The sequence below is a fragment of the Cupriavidus sp. GA3-3 genome (assembly GCF_000389805.1).
In the GTDB taxonomy this organism is placed as follows: domain Bacteria; phylum Pseudomonadota; class Gammaproteobacteria; order Burkholderiales; family Burkholderiaceae; genus Cupriavidus; species Cupriavidus necator_D.
In genome coordinates, this window is record NZ_KB944503.1 from 386,517 (window position 1) to 403,979 (window position 17,463).

At 65.3% G+C, this 17,463-nt stretch carries 14 protein-coding genes and 1 pseudogene; 5 read left to right on the forward strand and 10 right to left on the reverse strand.

Going from position 1 to position 17,463, the window contains the following annotated elements; genetic code table 11:
• Positions 1–18 precede the first annotated feature (18 nt).
• Both C265_RS28425 and C265_RS31915 read right to left on the reverse strand, forming a co-directional pair.
• A pseudogene (locus C265_RS28425) lies at positions 19–308 on the reverse strand (hypothetical protein); the annotation flags it as partial.
• Positions 309–592: 284 nt separating this feature from the next.
• Positions 593–985, reverse strand: a complete 393-nt coding sequence (locus tag C265_RS31915) for an alcohol dehydrogenase catalytic domain-containing protein (protein ID WP_371258384.1) — start codon at positions 983–985, stop codon at positions 593–595.
• Positions 986–1,503: 518 nt separating this feature from the next.
• Here C265_RS31915 and C265_RS28430 point away from each other — a divergent pair.
• On the forward strand, positions 1,504–1,893 hold the full coding sequence (locus C265_RS28430) for a cupin domain-containing protein (RefSeq protein ID WP_037025501.1): 390 nt from the start codon (positions 1,504–1,506) through the stop codon (positions 1,891–1,893).
• 202 nt (positions 1,894–2,095) lie between these two features.
• Positions 2,096–2,863, forward strand: coding sequence for a sulfite exporter TauE/SafE family protein (locus tag C265_RS28435; protein WP_010812414.1), 768 nt, complete (start codon positions 2,096–2,098; stop codon positions 2,861–2,863).
• Positions 2,864–3,231: 368 nt separating this feature from the next.
• On the opposite strand, the gene C265_RS28440 is transcribed toward C265_RS28435, so the two are convergent.
• The gene (locus C265_RS28440; protein WP_010812413.1) at positions 3,232–4,026 is read right to left on the reverse strand and encodes an alpha/beta fold hydrolase; all 795 of its coding nucleotides are present in this window, start codon (positions 4,024–4,026) and stop codon (positions 3,232–3,234) included.
• Between the two features lie 853 nt (positions 4,027–4,879).
• On the opposite strand from C265_RS28440, the gene C265_RS32400 reads away from it, so the two are divergent.
• Together C265_RS32400 and C265_RS28445 are read left to right on the forward strand one after the other, a co-directional pair.
• Positions 4,880–5,371, forward strand: a complete 492-nt coding sequence (locus C265_RS32400) for a hypothetical protein (protein ID WP_143010660.1) — start codon at positions 4,880–4,882, stop codon at positions 5,369–5,371.
• A gap of 793 nt (positions 5,372–6,164) precedes the next feature.
• The gene (locus tag C265_RS28445; RefSeq protein WP_010812412.1) at positions 6,165–6,494 is read left to right on the forward strand and encodes a DUF1484 family protein; all 330 of its coding nucleotides are present in this window, start codon (positions 6,165–6,167) and stop codon (positions 6,492–6,494) included.
• A gap of 211 nt (positions 6,495–6,705) precedes the next feature.
• Here C265_RS28445 and C265_RS28450 read toward each other — a convergent pair whose 3' ends face one another.
• The 3 genes from C265_RS28450 to C265_RS28460 all read right to left on the reverse strand — a co-directional run bounded on the left by C265_RS28450 (position 6,706) and on the right by C265_RS28460 (position 10,310).
• Positions 6,706–8,886, reverse strand: coding sequence for a phosphocholine-specific phospholipase C (locus tag C265_RS28450; RefSeq protein ID WP_010812411.1), 2,181 nt, complete (start codon positions 8,884–8,886; stop codon positions 6,706–6,708).
• 48 nt (positions 8,887–8,934) lie between these two features.
• Complete coding sequence (locus tag C265_RS28455) at positions 8,935–9,120, reverse strand: hypothetical protein (RefSeq protein ID WP_010812410.1); 186 nt, start codon at positions 9,118–9,120, stop codon at positions 8,935–8,937.
• A gap of 230 nt (positions 9,121–9,350) precedes the next feature.
• Positions 9,351–10,310 (reverse strand): MurR/RpiR family transcriptional regulator, encoded by a 960-nt coding sequence (locus C265_RS28460; protein WP_010812409.1) that lies wholly within the window; start codon positions 10,308–10,310, stop codon positions 9,351–9,353.
• 289 nt (positions 10,311–10,599) lie between these two features.
• Here C265_RS28460 and C265_RS28470 point away from each other — a divergent pair, with 289 nt between their 5' ends.
• Positions 10,600–11,082, forward strand: a complete 483-nt coding sequence (locus tag C265_RS28470) for a hypothetical protein (RefSeq protein ID WP_010812408.1) — start codon at positions 10,600–10,602, stop codon at positions 11,080–11,082.
• 18 nt (positions 11,083–11,100) lie between these two features.
• On the opposite strand, the gene C265_RS28475 is transcribed toward C265_RS28470, so the two are convergent.
• The 4 genes from C265_RS28475 to C265_RS28490 form a co-directional block, all read right to left on the reverse strand.
• Positions 11,101–11,754, reverse strand: a complete 654-nt coding sequence (locus C265_RS28475; RefSeq protein ID WP_010812407.1) for a hypothetical protein — start codon at positions 11,752–11,754, stop codon at positions 11,101–11,103.
• An 11-nt stretch (positions 11,755–11,765) separates the two neighbouring features.
• Complete coding sequence (locus C265_RS28480) at positions 11,766–12,719, reverse strand: 5'/3'-nucleotidase SurE (protein WP_011616989.1); 954 nt, start codon at positions 12,717–12,719, stop codon at positions 11,766–11,768.
• 285 nt (positions 12,720–13,004) lie between these two features.
• Positions 13,005–16,415: an error-prone DNA polymerase gene (locus tag C265_RS28485; protein ID WP_010812405.1), complete on the reverse strand. Its 3,411-nt coding sequence runs from the start codon at positions 16,413–16,415 to the stop codon at positions 13,005–13,007.
• On the reverse strand, positions 16,412–17,463 hold a 1,052-nt coding region (locus C265_RS28490; RefSeq protein WP_010812404.1), incomplete at its 5' end, for a DNA polymerase Y family protein. The genes C265_RS28490 and C265_RS28485, both read right to left, overlap by 4 nt.

The following is a 17,463-nucleotide window of genomic DNA, read 5'->3' on the forward strand; positions in this document are numbered from 1 at the left end:
TCAATATCGGCCCAGACCGTGACCAGCTAGCTGCCAGTCGACGTGTAGTGGCGCAGCCCGGTACGCCATGCGCCGATGGCCGCCAGGAGAAAAACGAAACCCGTCGAATTCGCCGGTACGCAAAAAGGTCTGCCCAGCACGTCGAAACCGCGCCCGATGGCATCGGCGATGGCGAACATGCAGTTCACCAGCCCGTAGAACAGCGCCACTTCGCCGATGCGCCAGCCCTGCACGTCGCCGAAGCGGTCGAACAGCGCCCAGACCGCGACCACCTCGATTCCGGTGACAAGGAACTGACCCAGCGTGAGGCATCCCGTTATCTAAGGTGAACGAAGGTCTCTTGTCGACCCGTCTGCGACGGTCAAGGTAGCCAACCCAAATGGCGGTAGACAGTCCGGTAGCGTTCGTTCGTTTTCACTAGGGCGCAGCAGCGCTATGGCTGCCAACCTCTTCCGTCTTGCGGACTCCGTTCTTGTGCGGGTCTTATCGACTTACGGCCATTGAGAACGTGAATCCGATCAGCAGCGCCAGAAGCGAAGGCACGTTGCTTTTCCCGGTCCAGCATGACACGAAGTAGCCTTCTACACGTCCTTCAGGGAAGGTCTGTGTTGTCTGGCAATTTGACGGCCTGCGTCGCGGGCAAGACGATATACTCGGCGGCCGTTCCAAGCGGACGTTGCCACTGCCCGTTCCAAATCCAGACCCGCTCACCGAGCCGGGCAGCAGACACTTCCGCACCCAATGCCTCGATGACACCGGCGCCGTCACTGTGCGGGATGATTCGGTCGCTGGTCAGGGGACGACTGCGCCGGGACTTCACGTCGGACGGGTTCACCCCTGATGTGGCGACTCTGACACGGACCTCCCCGGGGCCTGGGGTCGGAATTGGCAGCTCTCCAGTTACCAGAACTCCACGGGCTTCGCCGTTTTTGGTGTACCAGGCGGCTCGCATGATGGCTCCCACTTTGCGCATAGCACTTGCCATTGACGGGGCACAGGCATCGGCCCTTCAGGCGCTTCGTGGCATATTAGGCCGAAAAATCGGTATCGGCTGGAAAAAGGCCGAATGGAGGCAGCAGAGCGGGCAGGCGGTGCGCAGTCGCTATGTCGCTATGTCGCTATGTCGCTAAATGAGTAGCGCCTGGAGACCGTGCGGCACGAGTTCAATGCCTTGGTCTCGCCTCTTTCTCGGCGAGTCGTCGTCGGGTCGTGGGACGTCTTAGCGGCGCCATTTGGATTGTCACGCTTGCCTACTCCGTTCGTTCTCGTACATACAACGAGAGGCGCTGGCAAAAGACTCGCTTTAGTCGGCGGCTTAGCCGGCTCGAGGCACCCCGAGGGACCAACACATGCTTCGCGTTTGCGAATCACTGTATATGTCTTTGCGATCGCAGTTATGGCTGCCGGTCTACGGTGCGCGGGGTTGCCGCCTATATCGCGTCACTACTCTGCAGGTCGCCTGCTGGCACCTTCGAAACTCCAACAAAAGTCTAAGGAGACATCATGCACTACAAGAGTTTGATCATGTTGGGCGCGGTGGCACTGGTGGCAGGTAGCGCGCTAGCGCAGAGTTCGGGCCTTACCCGTACTTTGGTAGGAAGGGCCGATGTATCTGTACCAGGTCGCGAAGCTGTTGTCGCGCGCGTGGAGGTAGCGCCAGGCGCCTATGCCGGGCGTCATACGCATCCCGGCGACGAGATCAGCTACGTCATGGAAGGTGAGGTGCAACTCCTGATCGATGGTCAGTCGCCGCGCACGGTCAAGGCCGGTGAATCATTCGTAGTGCCTGCCGGCGTTGTGCATGATGCCCACAACAACAGTAGCGCGGCGGCGCGGGTTCTTGGCGTGTACGTGGTCGAGAAGGGGAAGCCGCTGGCATCGCCGGCCCCGTGACGGGCCTGGCACCCTCAGCCGCGGAGATCGTTGAATTGGTGGGCATTGGGCGCGCCACGGCTGGAGCGTTAGCCGTAGTGGTTTGCGGTCACTTCTACAAGAAGTATTGCATTCGAGATGCAGGGAGGCCTTCGCTTGTGCAGGCGAAGCGAAGTTTTCCGTAAGCTGGGGAGACGGATGCTGGCACGGGAAACATTGGTCCATGGATGCAATGATTCTGGTCTTCTCTGCGGGAGTATTCGCTGGCGCGATGAATGCGCTGGCCGGGGGCGGCTCGTTCGTCAGTTTGCCGGCGCTGATTGCAGTGGGCGTACCTCCGGTTCAAGCGAATACTTCCAGCACGGTCGCGCTATTTCCTGGCGGGCTTGCCAGTGCTTGGGCCTATCGAGATGGACTGCGCCCGGTCGGCTCCGTGGCGCTGCGCGCTCTCCTGCTGGCGACGCTATGTGGCGGCTTGGTGGGGGCCTACCTGTTGCTGCGAACTTCATCCGCGGCGTTCACGTTCGTTCTGCCCTGGCTGCTTCTGGTTGCGTCCGTTGCCCTGGCGTTCGGGCGACGCTTTGGGGAGGCAATGCGCACACGCTGGCACATTCACGCGTCTGCGGTACTGGCCGTCCAGTTCGTGCTTGGCATCTATGGCGGCTACTTCGGCGGCGCGGTTGGAATCATGATGATCGCGGTGTGGAGACTGCTCGACAACTGCGACCTAAAGTACCTCAATGCGGACCGTACGCTGCTGGTCAGTGCTGCCAACGCCGTAGCGGTGGTCGCTTTCATCGTGGCCAATGCGGTGCGCTGGCCAGAGACGTTAATCATGCTGATGGGGGCGATCATTGGTGGATACAGTGGCGCGCGGATCGGGCGCCGGGCGACGCCGGGGACTATCCGGGCCATCACGCTACTTGTTACCTTCTGCATCACGCTAGCATTCTTCGTGAAGACCTACGCGGCCACTCTGCTGATTCGGTGACTAGCCCCATGCGCGGAACGACGCTTTCCGGCGTTGGAAGCGATCTGAGGCCAAGGCGTTTCAGTACCCCCTACGAGTATTTGCAGGCTTGGGTTCGTGATGGCCTCGTGCGATAACCCGAGTGTCCGCTTTATAGCATTAGCCAAGACGCTCGAACGTCGGCTCATGGCCGACCTCGGCCCTCGGCCTACCTGTGGCAGGGCTTGCACCGGAGACGACTTCCGATCCGTCTCGGTCATTCGCGCACCCATCTGCGGACGACCGAAGTTCGGCCGAACCGGCCGGTCGCAGGCCGCGGCTAGATAACGGCCCGCTCGCAGCGTCACTCTAATGGGAGGCTTCCGCCTACCGGCAGAGAGCTAAGCTCATCATTTTTCGTGCTTGGCGATGAAGGCCTCAACAGTGTCGTGCAGTAGTTCGGGCTTTTCTAGGAAGATGAAGTGACCACTGTCCAGGATGGCAAACTCGGCTTCCGGAATCAGCTTTGCAAGTTCCGCGGAGAAGTACGGCGGGGCGCAGAAGTCGCGTTCGCCCACCAACACCAGCGTCGGCGTCGCGATCGAAGGAAGCTCATCGAATGCGTCGTGCCCCACGATCATGTCGATCCGGGCAAAGGCGATTTCCCGCTCAAATGTGCCAGCCGCCGTAGCGTTCACCCACGCCTGCACCTGCTCCGGGTGCTCGCGCATGAATCTCGGATCAAAGAGGAATAGTGCGTTGGCCTCGGTGGACGCGCGCAGGCCGGAATCGGTCAACATGCGTCGCCGCATGTCGAACTGACGACGGTAGAACGCGTCCGCCCGTGCAATCGAAGACACAATGCTTGCGCTGCGTAATAGCTCGCGGTGATGGATCGCCAGCAGTTGCGCGATGGCGCCACCGGTCGAGGAACCGACCACGTGGACCGGCCCGCATCCGACCGCCTCGATGACCCGCGCCATGTCCCGGGCGTGTTGTGAAATCGTCATGTCGCGCGCGGTGTGCTCAGACGCGCCGGTGCCGCGGTGGTCAGGGACGATCACTTGGTGATGCTCGGCAAACAATTCGATTAGGAGGCCCCACGATGCGCCGATCCCCGCAAGTCCTGCCAGAAGAAGCACAGGCGAACCTTGGCCCTTGACCTCGTAATGGATTGAAACACCGTCGGACGTTATGTTTGGCACTTTGCTTCTCCGTTTCTGCGTGAGGCGAATGAGAAGGCGAGCACGTCGTCGGGCGCTGCGGTTTCTTAATATTAGATTTGGAAATGCAGCACCTACACCTAGCCAAAGCCCTGATGCGGCCACGCCGCCAGCTTCAGTGTTCTACGGCCATTTGATGGGCGGCTGCCAAGGTTGATTGCCCTCTCCCGCCCCGGTTGTCGGCAGCCATATCAGCACCCTTGCACCGTAGCAGCTTTGTCGTAGGCGTGCAGTACGAATAAGGCAGTAGCCACGCACAGTCGGTTTCAAGTCAGAAACGTTCTCACCCATTGCCCGTGTAGTGGCAATGTCGACCTGCCACATCCACTTTCTTGTTACGACAACCTCTGTGCTCACCTGCACCACACTACGCGAAGAGTCCATGAGCTTCATGGCTAACCGTTGAATGGGTAATGGGTTCGGCGTGAAAAGTGCTGAGGCATTCAGAAGGAAGCTACTCAATTAAAATCATCATAGACAGCTCCCAATTAGGGTCATGTGAATCTTGCTCATTTCAGATTGAAACGATATCCATAACGTATCACTAATGAAACTGCCGAAGCGGCTTGAGGGGCTGCCTGACCGAACGGCCGCAGTCGCTGATGAAGACGATTGTGGAGAGCAATCAAGCGGGTCAGTCGACAGCAAGTAGCCACCACGAAGGCCGCTACTTCTTCCTCAAGGACCGAGCTCACCGCCGCCCTGGTTGGTGCATTGACCCTTCCAATTTGCTGGGCTAGAGTAAATGTGGACTTAAGCGAAATGGCATTGACTTTGCCGCTCAAGCCCCTTCACAACGGGCAGAAAGTCCAGTCAAGGGTCGAGTTTTGTGTTCTTGTACGTTTTGCTCGAAATGACCTGCTCGGTCCGCGATTCTGGGCAGCGTTTGATGTCGCTTTTTCAGGCGAAATGGGCTTTAGCAAGTGCCATTCAGACTAAAGTCACTGTCCTCGTCGACCGGATGTCATTTTCCACAGGGAGTCTTACCATGGCGAATTGGCAAGTTGGAAGCAATTGGGATATTGTTCAGGGCAATGGCTTTCGTGTCCACGTCTTCCTGACGCAGAACGAGGATAGGATTGCAGGCTCGGCGGAAACTTCCGACGGCAGTCACGTAAGCTCTCGCCTCGAAGGTTTCGTAACAGATAACGAGTTTCACCTATCCATCCTCTGGAAAAATGGCTCAGATGGAAGGTACATCGGGTCATTTAAGGGCAAAGGCTTCCCAGCCGGTCAAGGGGTACTTGAGGGTTTTACTGGCGACCTAGCGCATCCGGAGAGCAGTACAAAGTGGTTCTCGGAGAACGTCATCTTCAAACGTGCGTAGTGATCCCCGGGCGGAAGATTGGGCCCTCTGCGGGCGAAGGCTGCGAGCAAGTGGGTGTTGGCCGTCACGTTGTCCGCTCAATAGATGGCGCATCAGTACACGTTGCGCCACCTGCAGCACCGGCGTGACCAGCTCGGGCTTCGCGGCCAGCAGCAAGCGCAGCGGGATGGGCAGCGACAACACCCACTGCCGCCCCGGCACGTGTGGGATGACGTGATCGACAAGGTATGCTGCGGTCTACGACATCCGACGAGCACCGCCTGAGGTGCAAAACCGTCGGCGCTTGCAGTTGGAGGCCAGCAGCTTTTCTTGCCCGCATTCGCCGCAGCGCATGCATCAGGAGCCCGTGCGCCAGGCTCGAGGAAGGCGTCGAACTCGTCCTTGATGACCCGGGAAGTTCAATGCGGCCTCGGTGTGGGTGATGAGGCTGGTCGCCTAGCCCGGGAAACATCTCGCATCAACGTCCCTTGTTTGAGCAGAACAGTCGCTCGAGCGGCAGCGCCACCGCGATGGGAAGGACGGCTTATGGCCGACAAGCGACCTCCGCCAGAACACGGGTTCGGTAACGTTCCGGACAAACTTGCAGTCGCCCTCTGACCTGCATACCTGGCCAGTATGTCAAAATTCGTTTCCAATCGGCCAGCTTCGTTGACCGGTCATGTGCGAGCGTTTGATTCCTCGCGGCGGGCCAGCCCTCCTTGCTCCAGGGGAGTCATACTGACTAACCCGGCCCTGTGCTCGCCCCCCGGTTAGCAGCGGACTGCGAGCCTCCATCACTCACTTGGAGGTAATCATGCAAAGCAACACCCCGGCTCCCCAAGAGCCCACCCTCGCCCAAAAGCAAGCCCAACTAGCCGAGAACCTGGCCAAAATCGACCGCGCCCAGGCTCGTCACCACGCAAAGCCGCCCCCCCCCCCGCCCAGCAAGGCCGTCCCCCTGGAGGACCACATCCTTGAAGTCACCGACGACATCCTGCGTGTCAGCGTCGGTCTTCAGTCCTTCCTGACCTTGCTGGACCTGCAGAGCGACACCATCCCCCAGGGCATCGGCCTCCACGCCCTGCTCTTGCCGCTCAAGCAGCAACTGGACGAGAGCGCCAACCGCCTGCAGGCGCTGGTCTGACGAGGGAGCGCTGCTGTCCCGCGCACGGATGAGCAGCGCTGAAAAGCAAACGGCGCGAGCCAGTTGGTCTCGCGCTGTTTGCATCTTCCCGATGGTCGAGCGGTGCAAGCCGCAGATCCGCATCGAGATCGGGAGCTTCGAGGCGATGTGCCATCACCGCACAAAGCTGCGGTCCGGCACGCATTCCGGCCGGACCGCGGCGACCAGACGCTCAGCCCAGCCCGGTTGCCATCGCCGGGTCCGTCACGCCATGCTGGCCGGTCTCCAGGCGACCGGCGAAGCGGCGTTCGAATCCGCTTTCGGCTTCCGTGACCGTGAAGTCGTACCAGTTGCCGCTCTCCTGCAGCGGCCAGTGGTGCTCCACCTCGGCGCCGGCCGTGATATGGAGTTGCCACGGACCGTCGTTACGATAAGCATTGGGCGTCACCACCAGCGTCAGCGGCTTGCCGCCACCGTTGACTGCGCCCTTGCCGTCGTTGCGCGCCGACAGGTAGACGCTGCCCTTGCCCAGGTCGTAGCAGACGCGGACCTCAGGGGCATCGGCCATGGCGTCCGCGGGCAACTGGCCCTTGAACATGCGCACGAAGCCGTTAGGCCCGTAGACCACCAGGTCATAGCGTCCGTTGTCCGTGGCGCGCGCATCCCATTCATCGTCCAGCATCTTGCCGGGCTCGACCATGTAGCGGCGCGGAATCTGGTCCAGATGGAGCCGGTCGTAGACATGGAAGACCGCGCCCTGCTCCCCCGTATTGCTGAAGATCAGCTTCAGCTTGCCGATGGTGGGCTCGGCCAGCGCACTCGCATGGAGGACATAGGGCAGCGCGCGCGAATACTTGGTGCCAGTCTCCTGGAACAGCGACGCCGGCACGGCCGGTGCCGCCGCCTTGGGTTTCGCCAGCTGTTCCGCGATCACCTGCTTGTAGTTGCTGGTATCCGGCAGCGTCGGAAACACCTGGTCATTCGGCGTCCTGAAATCGAAGACCGAAGTCAGGTCGCCGGCCACTGCGCGGTGCCACGGGCTGATCGCGGGCACCGTGATGCCGAAGCGCTGTTCCAGGAAGCGCCCCATCGAGGTGTGGTCGAACACCTGCGAGTTGATCCAGCCGCCGCGCGTCCACGGCGAGATCACATACATCGGCACGCGCGGGCCGAACCCGTACGGGCGCAGGCGGATGGTCTCGCCGCTGGTGGTGGTGCCGTCGAGCGCCGTATTGCCGGCGGTGTCGAAGTATTCGCCGGTGACGTCGACGGTCGACTTGCCGTGCAGGACACCATTGGCGTCGTAGGACGGCACCGCGGCCGGCGGCATATGGTCGAAGAAGCCGTCATTCTCATCGAAGGTGATGAAGAACACGGTCTTGCTCCAGACCTCCGGGTTGGCGGTCAGCGCCGTCAGCACCGTGTTGATGAAGTCCGCGCCTTCGGTTGCGCTCGACGGGCCGCCCGGATGTTCGGACTGCGCCGGCGTCGGCAGGATCCAGCTCACGGCCGGCAGCGTGTCGTCCCGCACATGCGCGGCCATCTGCTCGATGGTCCAGCTGCTCATGCCGTTGTCATAGAGCGGATTGCCCGGCTGCGCTTCACGGAAGCTCTTGAAGGCGAGCCCGCCATGCAGCAGGCCGCCCCAGTTGGCGTTGGGGTTCTGGTAGATGCGCCAGCTCACGCCCTTTGCCTGCAGCAGTTCCGGCAGCGTGGCCCACTGGAAGGCGGAACCCTTGTAGGTGTAGCCCGGCGTGGGCAGATTGCCGCTCACGCTGCAGCGCAGGTTATTGACCTCCGCATCGTCAAGCGTGCAGTTGCGCCCCGCCTCGCGCATCGCGGGGTTGTAGTTGGAGCCCGACATGAAGGTGATGCGGTTCGGGTCGGTGCCGCCGGCGTGGCTGCAATGGTAGGCGTCGCAAAGCGTGAAGGCCTCGGCCAGCGCGTACTGGAACGGAATGTCTTCACGACGGTAGTAGCCCATCGAATGGTCGTTCTTGTACTTGGCCCAGAAGCCGAAACGGCCCTGGTTCCACGCATTCTGCGCATCCATGAAGCTGTGCGGCGTGCCGGAGACGCGCAGCGCGTTGACGGTCGCGCTGTCGAGGTGGAACGGCGTGATCTCGCGCGCGCCGTTCGATTCGAACCACACCGGCTTGCCTGACGGCACCGGCACCGGGAAGCGGTCGCCGAAGCCGCGCACGCCGCGCATGGCGCCGAAGTAATGGTCCAGGGCGCGGTTTTCCTGCATCAGGATCACCACGTGCTGCACGTCCTGGATCGTGCCGGTATTGACCGCAGCGGGAACGGCGAGTGCGCGCGCGATGCTGGGCGGCAGCATCGACAGAACCGAAGCAGCGGCAGCGCTTTTGACGGCGCCGGAGAGGAAGGTGCGTCGATCGATTTTGGTCATGATCGGGGAATGGTAGGAGCGGACGATAGAGGAAGGGTCGCGGGTGTGTCAGGGTGCGCAGTGCATGCCCTGCTTCGACGCTGCCGCGTCGCCGGCTGGTGCCGCCTGCATGGTTGCCTTGACGGCCTGGGGAGCGAGGGTGCTGCCATCTTCGCCACCACCGCATGCGGTGAGAGCCAGGGACAAAAGCGCCGCGAGCAGCGCGGCGCGGCCAGACCACAACGGGTTGTTCATGAGGACTCCTTATGTTCGAGGGCCAGGGGGAAGGGACTGACGCGACTCGAAGCGTAGGGGCCCGATGTGACATCAAAATGAATATTGCTCAATATAATTGTTTTAATATTTGAATTATCCTCATTTTCTGGCCGTGGAACGGCGCACCCGCCCCCGTCACTGACGGGAGCAAGGCTGGACGACAACTGCAGCAGGAATATGTCAGGATGCCGGCGCGGGCCGGCCGGGGCTCAATATCGCTTGAGCGACAGGACGTCGAACGTACGCCGCAGCGTTTCGACGGAGGTGTCGTAGTCGGTAAGCGCGAGGCAGGCGATCAGCACATCGATGATCGCCAGTTGCGCCAGGCGGCTGGTCATCGCCTCGGTCCGGAAGCGGGTCTCGCGCGCCATCGTGAACAGCACGACGTCGGCGAAGGCCTGGATCGGCGACTTGCCGAAATTGGTGATGCAGATGGTGCTGGCACCGCTCTCCCGGGCCAGCCGCGTGGCCGTCACGGTTTCATGCGTGCTGCCCGAATGCGAGATGGTCAGCGTGGCAACCCTGGGGCCCGCGAGCGATGCGCTGATGGCCTGAATATGCGAATCCACCACCGCCTTCACGTTGAGCCCGATGCGCAGCATGCGGTACTGCGCATCCTCGGCGATCGGCGCCGCGCTGCCAATGCCATAGATCTCGATGCGTTCGGCCGCCCTGAGCAATGCGACCGCGCGCTCGATCGCGGCCACGTCGAGCACGGCGCTGGTGTCATGCAGCGTCTGGACGTTGCTCTGGAAGATCTTGCGCATGACCGCCGGGCAGGTGTCGCCGGGCTCGAGGTCTTCGTGGATGATCTGGACCCCCTGCACCAGTTCCTGCGCCAGCAGGATCTTCAGTTGCTGGAAGCCCGTCGCGCCCAGGCTCTTGCAGAAGCCGACCACGCTGCCCTCGCTCGCATTGGTGCGCTCGGCCACTTCGCTGACCGACATATGGATCACGGTCTGCGGATACCGGGTCACGAAATCGGCAATGCGCTGCCCGGCCGGCCCCAGCGAGTCCCGCATGCTGTGGATGCGCGCGAGCATCGCCGACGTGGTGGGCGACGGCGGCGCTGGCTCGGCGGTCTGCGCGGGCTCCGTTCTGGCCGATGACGCCTGCCACGACGATTTCCGGGCCGGCGCCGCGCCCGCGCCGCGGCGGCCCTTTACCATGGGCCCCGCCCGCCCACGGACTGACGGTACGGCGCGAAGCCAGGGTGGCAAGACGGAATCGGCATCAATCGACCTGCAAAGTGGATAGTGAATTCAGTGTTCCGGATGAAACCGGCAAGGCACGGCACGATGATAACTGTTTGCGTTGACGGTACCGTTCTCCCTTGCCCCCGCTGCCCCTGCGGCAACTCAAGTCCCGGCCAGAAACTGCCGATATCCGCAAGGAACCGGCCAATTCCGTGGCGCCGTTGCCAAGGGCCGGCAGACCAGGAGAAGTACGACCGTGACGATGATCGAGCCGACTGCCGCGAACGCAGCGGCAGCCGTTTCCATTGACAACCCGGCAGTCACGCCGGCCGTAGCCGCCAGCGAGACCGCCGGCGACACCGCCGGTATCCGGGCGCGGCCCGCATCCAGCACCGAGATCCATATCTCGGCACCGGGGCAGGCCCTGGCCGGTGGCGGACAGGCGCCCGCGGTGCGCGACAACAGCGACGTCGACAACAGCGGCCTGCCCGACCAGGCCAAGGATGCGATCAAGCGCCTGCGCGAACTGCGCGCGCAACTGGAGCGCAAGCTGCAAGAGCTGGAGGCAGTGAAGAATGCGGCCACCGGCACCCCGGACCAGAAGCGCATCCGCATCGCGGCCCTGCAACAGGAAATCGCTGGCCTGGGCGCAGCCATCAACAGCACCACCGCGACCCTGAACCAGGCTATCCGCAAGCTCTCCGCCGAGCAGAAACTGGTGGCGGGCAGCCTGGCGATGAACTAGCGCGCCAGGCAGCGACGGTCAGTCTCGATACGCCCACAAGTCGACCACGCGGCCGCCATCGTCCGCAATGAGGCGGAAGGCGGCAGGCTGGTAGTCGGTGTCGATGGCCAGGACGCCGGTGGCGCTGGCGGGCACCATGCCGCAGGCCGACGCGGCAAGCTTCAGGCTCAGCGTATTCGGCATGGCGTGCGCGGCGACCGTCCCGGAGAGCTGGCACCCCGAAGCGCCGGGCGCGATCTTGCCGTCCGCCGTGACCGTGAAGCTTGCGCTGGCGCCCGAGGGCAGCACGACCGTGTACGAGCCTGCCACGCTGCCGGGTTCCACGCTCGCCGCCGGCACGGGATCCTGGCGCAGCAGCCTGACGCTGGCAGCAGCGTCCGCGCCCGGGGCGGCTACCCAGCTGCCACCCTTGTCGCGGCGGTAGATGATGGTGGCCTTGTCTTCGGCACCGGCTAGCGCCAGGTAGCGGCTGCCGTCCGCGCCAGCGTAGTACTTGCCGACCGTGGGGCTGTCGGCGTCGCCAACGCTGACGACGTACGCGCCGGGCTCCAGATCCGTGACCGACAAGCTCGCGGTGGCGGGCGGCGTGGTGTTGTCAGGCGCGTCGTTGCCGCCGCAACCGGCCAGCGCCAGCGCGGCCATCAGGGGGAACAGGGGAATGAGGCGTTTCATCGGGACATGCCTCACTGGCCGAACAGTTCACCCAGGCGCAGGCGCAGCCATTGCTGGCCCGCGGGACGCTGGTCGAAGCCGATCTGCATGGCGGTGACAGCCACCTTGGTCTTGTAGACGACGGACTCATCCTCGCCTTGTGCGGCGGTCGGCGTGCCGCTGCCGGCGCCGATGCCCAGCCCATACGGCGCCGTGCCGTTGAACTTCAGCGCATACGCATCGAAGGTGCCGTGCCGCGAGAACGCGAAGGGAGTGGCGGCCGACGGCGCGTTCGGGAAGTTGACGTTCAGCGCCAGCCCTGCGGGCAGCAGCGGACCGCCGTTGGCCTTGGCACGCAGCGTGTTGACCAGCTTGATGGACAACTGCGCCACCACGCCGGACACCGGGCTTGCCAGGCCCGCATTGTCGACCGAGTCCGTACCCGCGCTCAGGGCGATGGACGGGATACCGCGCGATGCGGCGAACTGCGCATTGCTGACGGTGCCCGAGCTGTTGACGATACGGCCGACGTTCTGCCCTTCGTTGGGCCCGGACAGCACCAGGTCGGGGGCCTTGCCCCAGCGCGCCGGAGCCAGCACGTCCAGCCCGTACATGGTCGCCATCACCGGCGTGCCATGGGCGTAGTTGTAATCGCCGTTGGTGTAGCCCGGCTTCGTGAAGGGGCCCACCGCCGGCTCGCCGGTGGCCGCCGCACCGTTGTGGCAGCCGCCTTCGGCCTCGATCTGGGTCTTGTCGTTGTCGGGCACGATGACCGTGGTGCTGTACATCACGATGCCGGCGCCGCGGCCACTCTGGCCGGTGCAGGGCACGCTGACGATGACGTTGTGGCCTGCGCCCTTGAGGGCGTCGTACAGCGCCTTCAGGTTGCTGGTCAGGCCATCGTCGTTGGTCAGCAGGATGTTCAGGGCGAAGGCAGGGCTCGCCGTGGCGGCCAGCAAGGCCGCGGCGATCAGTCGGGTTTTCATGGCGGTGGTGTCGAGGCGGTTCAGGAGTGCGGGCAAAGCGCGCCCACGGTGCAGACAAGGCAATTCCGGGCAGCCCGATCAGGCTGGCTGGCGCACACGCCGGCAGCGCCAGGTGTGGGGGCGCGGGCCGGGCGCAGCGCCCTGTGGTGTCCGGTAGTGGACGGACGCTACGTTACCCGCGCTTCGTTACAGTTGCGTGAACAACAAAGCGGTGCCTGGCGATGAATCAGGCGTGCAAGTAAACCGCTCCAGGCACAGGCATGACCTGGCTTCTGGCCGTGCGTCTCAATGAAAATCCCGGCTCCCCACCATCAACCGCCCCAGCATCGGGCTTAAATCCACCAGCTCCTTGGCCACCAGGTGGCGCACGTCGCCCTGGCGCTGCCAGGTGCCGACCACGCCCAGCAGCGTGGCGCTCAGCACCTCCTTGCGCTGGCGCTCGACCAGGTCGGGCCACAGGATCAGGTTGACGGAGCCGGTCTCGTCCTCGATGGTGGCGAAGATGGTGCCGCTGGCGGTGGATGGGCGCTGGCGCACGGTGACGATGCCGCAGGCGCGCACGCGGCGGCCGTTGGCGCAGCGCGCGAGCTGGCTGGCGGTGGCAAAGCGCATCGCCGTCAGCTTGCGCCGCAGCAACGCCAGCGGGTGCGACTTGAGCGACAGGCCCAGGCTGGCATAGTCCGCCGTCACGTCTTCGCCGAGCCGGGGCTCGGGCAGCGCCAGCGCGGCTTCGGCGGGCGGCGCTTCGTACAGCAGGTCGCGGTGCGCGGCATGCGCGGCGGCGGCGCGCGCCTGCCAGCGGGCCTGGCGGCGGTTGCCGGCCAGCGGCGCCAGTGCGTCGGCGGCGGCCAGCACGTCGATGTCGTGCCGGTCCAGGCTGGCGCGCAGTGCCAGGTCTTCGACGCTGTCGAACGGACGCTGGGCGCGCGCGGCCTCGATGCGCAGCGCGGCCGCTTCGCGCATGCCCTTGACGCGGCCCAGGCCCAGGCGCACGCGCGGATGCTGCGGCCTGGTGCGGGCCTGCGCGTCGGCGACATCGGCCTCCACCGGCTCCAGCGTGCTGTCCCAGCGGCTGATGGTCACATCCACCGGCAGCACCTGCACGCCATTGCGGCTGGCGTCCTGCACCAGTTGCGACGGTGAATAGAACCCCATCGGCTGGCTGTTCAGCAGCGCGCACAGGAAGGCGGCCGGATGATGGCACTTGAGCCAGGCGCTGATATAGACCAGCTTGGCAAAGCTGGCCGCGTGGCTCTCGGGGAAGCCATACTCGCCAAACCCCTCGATCTGCTTGCAGATCGCCAGCGCGAAGGATTCCGGGTAGCCGTTGCCGGTCAGCGCGCGCACCAGCGCATCCTGGTGCTGGCGCAGGTCGCCGCGCCGCCGCCACGCCGCCATCGACCGGCGCAGCTGGTCGGCCTGTCCCGGTGAAAAGCCGGCCGCGTCGATGGCCAACTGCATCACCTGCTCCTGGAAGATGGGCACACCCAGCGTGCGGCCCAATACCTTTTCGATGACCGGGTTGAAGTAAGTGGGCGGCTTGCCGGTGCGGCGGAAGGCCTCGCGCCGCTTCAGGTAGGGATGCACCATGCCGCCCTGGATCGGGCCGGGCCGCACGATGGCGACCTCCACCACCAGGTCGTAGTACTGGCGCGGCTGCAGCCGCGGCAGCATCGATTGCTGCGCGCGCGATTCGATCTGGAATACGCCGATGGTCTCGGCCTTGCAGATCATGTTGTAGGTGTCCGGGTCTTCCTTGGGGATGTCTTCCATCCGCGTCGGCAATGCGGCGCGCGCCGGGTCCGGGTTGGGGATCATCTCCAGCGCGCGCCGGATCGCCGACAGCATGCCCAGCGCCAGCACATCGACCTTGAGCAGGCCCAGCGACTCCAGGTCGTCCTTGTCCCACTGGATCACGCTGCGGTCGGCCATGGCCGCGTTCTCGATCGGCACCAGCCGCGACAGCTTGTGCTGCGCGATCACGAAACCGCCCACATGCTGCGACAGGTGGCGCGGAAAGCCGCGCAGCTGCGCGGTCAGGCTGGCCCACTGCTGCACCGCCGGCGATTCGGGATCGAGCCCGTAGCGGGCGATCTTCTCGACAAAGCCGCGGCCGCCGTCCCACCAGGCCTGGCCCTTGACCACCTGCTCCACCACGCTGGCGTCGATGCCCAGCGCGCGGCCCACGTCGCGCAATGCGCTGCGCGAGCGGTAGGTGATCAGCGACGCCGCCAGCGCTGCGCGGTGGCGGCCGTATTTCCTGTAGATGTACTGGATCACCTCTTCGCGCCGCTGGTGCTCGAAGTCCACGTCGATATCGGGCGGCTCATCGCGCTCGCGCGACAGGAAGCGGCCGAACAGCAGGTTGGCCTGCTCGGGACTGACCTCGGTCACATACAGGCAGAAGCACACCAGTGAATTGGCGGCCGAGCCGCGGCCCTGGCACAGGATGCCCTCCCCGCGCGCAAAGCGCACGATGTCGTGCACGGTCAGGAAGAAGGGTTCGTAGTGCTTTTCTTCGATCAACTGCAGTTCTTCTTCGAGCTGTTTCTCCCACTCCGGCTTCAGGCCGTTGGGGAAGCGTTCACGCTTGCCGCGCGTGACCTCCTTGCGCAGGTAGGAGATCGGCGTCTCGCCGGCCGGCACCAGTTCCTCGGGATATTCATAGCGCAGCATCCCCAGCGAGAAATCGCACGACTCTGCGATCTTCAGCGTCTGCGCCAGCGCCTCGCGCGGGTACAGGCGCGACAGCACCTGGCGCATGCGCAGGTGCTGCTCGGCATTGGGCGCCAGCGCCATGCCGCATTCGGCCAGCGGCTGGCCCAGCCGGATCGCGGCCAGCACATCGGACAGCGGCTTGCGCGAGCGCACGTGCATGGTGACCGCGCCGGCCGCCGCCAGCGGCACGCCGGTCTGTGCCGATACCGCTTCCAGGCGCGCGCGATGCAGTGCATCGGCATGGCCCTGCAACTGCTCCAGCGCGATCCAGGCGCGCTCGCCGAAGACCGCGCGGCACCACTCGGCCTGCTCTCGCAGCAGTTCAGGATCGGCGCAATAGTCGGGCAGCAGCAGCGCCACGCAGCCGGGCACGCCGCGCAGGTGCGCTTCATCAGCAGCGGGCGCGGCCAGGTCTTCGGGATGCAGCCGGTAGCTGCCCTTCTGCGCGCGCCGCCGGCCCAGCGTGATCAGCTCGCTCAGGTTGCCGAAGCCCTCGCGGTGCTGCGCGATCAGCACCAGCCGCAGCGGCGGGCGCGCCGAGCCATCGGCCGGGGTCAGGCTGAAGCGGCTGCCGATCAGCAGCGAGAAGGCATCGGCGGCGCGGGCCAGCGCCTGCAGCCGCTGGTGGCGGCTGGCGTGGGCATGGGGATCGTCAGCGCCGGCGTCAGGCTCTTCGTCATGGTCCAGCAGCGGCTCATCCACGCCCTCTTCGCCGCGTGCCGCGCTGCGCGCCACTGCATCGTGCAGGCGCTTGCGCAGCGTCTCGATGGCATCGTGCGCGCGCGCGGTGCCGGCCACCGAGCATTCATCGGTCAGCGCCAGCCCGCTGTAGCCCAGGCCGAAGGCGCGCTCGATCAGCTCGCCCGGGTGCGAGGCGCCGGTCAGGAAGGTGAAGTTGGAGATGCAGTGCAGCTCCACGTAATCCGGCAGCGCCGGCAGCAAACCCGGCAGCGAGGCAGGCAAGAACAGCGCGCTCATGCGAACAACCCGTGCAGGAACCAGCGGTACTCGCCGCCATCGTCCTGCGCCGCATGGCCCGGACGTTCGCGGAAGATCCAGCAGCGCAGGCCGTCGGCGCGCTCGGCGATAAAGTAGTCGCGCGTGGCCAGCGCGCCGTCCCACCAGCCGGCCTCGATGCGCTCAGGGCGGCTCAGCAGCGCCAGCGGGCCGCCGTGGCAGGGCCGGTGGCGCTGCACCGGCAGCGGCAGCGGTTGCGGCAGCAGCCACAGCGGGCGCTCCGGCTGCGGATCCGGCAGGCTGGCGGCCTTGTTGCCGCCGGGCTCGTCGACCGGGCACCAGCGGTTGGCGCGCTCGGGCCGGTGGTCGGCCAGCGGCCGCGGCTGCAGCACGTTGTCACGGCCCAGCCGCGCCATCAGCGTATCGAGCAGGCGGCCCAGGTCTTCCGGCGTGCCGCCGGGCTCGGGGAACAGCGCATCGCTGTGCGGCACGCATGCGGCCATCGCCTCAACGCGCAGCGCCAGGCCGGTCACCGGGGCGTGGAAATTGAGCTTGTCGAGCTTCTCGCGCAGCAGCCGCGACAGGTGCGCGGGGTCGCGGCTGGGCTGGGCCAGGCCCACCGGCACCTCGGTGCCGTCGGTGTCAACGCCGCGCCGGTAGCGCTCATGCTCCAGCACCAGCACGCAGCGCGTGACGCCGGCCTGCTGCACCGCCAGCCAGCCCGCCAGCGCCAGCAGCAGGCGCTGCGCGCCGGCCAGCACGCCCTCGGCGGATTCGATGCGGCCCGGCAGGTCCATGCGCTGCGCAAACGCGGGCGGCGCCACAAACCAGGCAAAGCGCGCCGGCGTGTCGCCATAAGCCTGGTCCAGCCGCGCCAGCAGCGCCGGGCCCAGCCGGCGCGTCAGGCCCGCGCGCGGCAGGCGCCGCACCTCGCCCAGCGTGCGGCAGCCGATGCCGTCCAGCCAGGCCGGATCGGCCAGCGCATGCAGCGCCTCCACCGGCAGGCGGTCCAGCAGCCGGTGCAGGCGTGCCATGCCCACCGCGCGGCGCCCGGGCCGCACCACGCCGC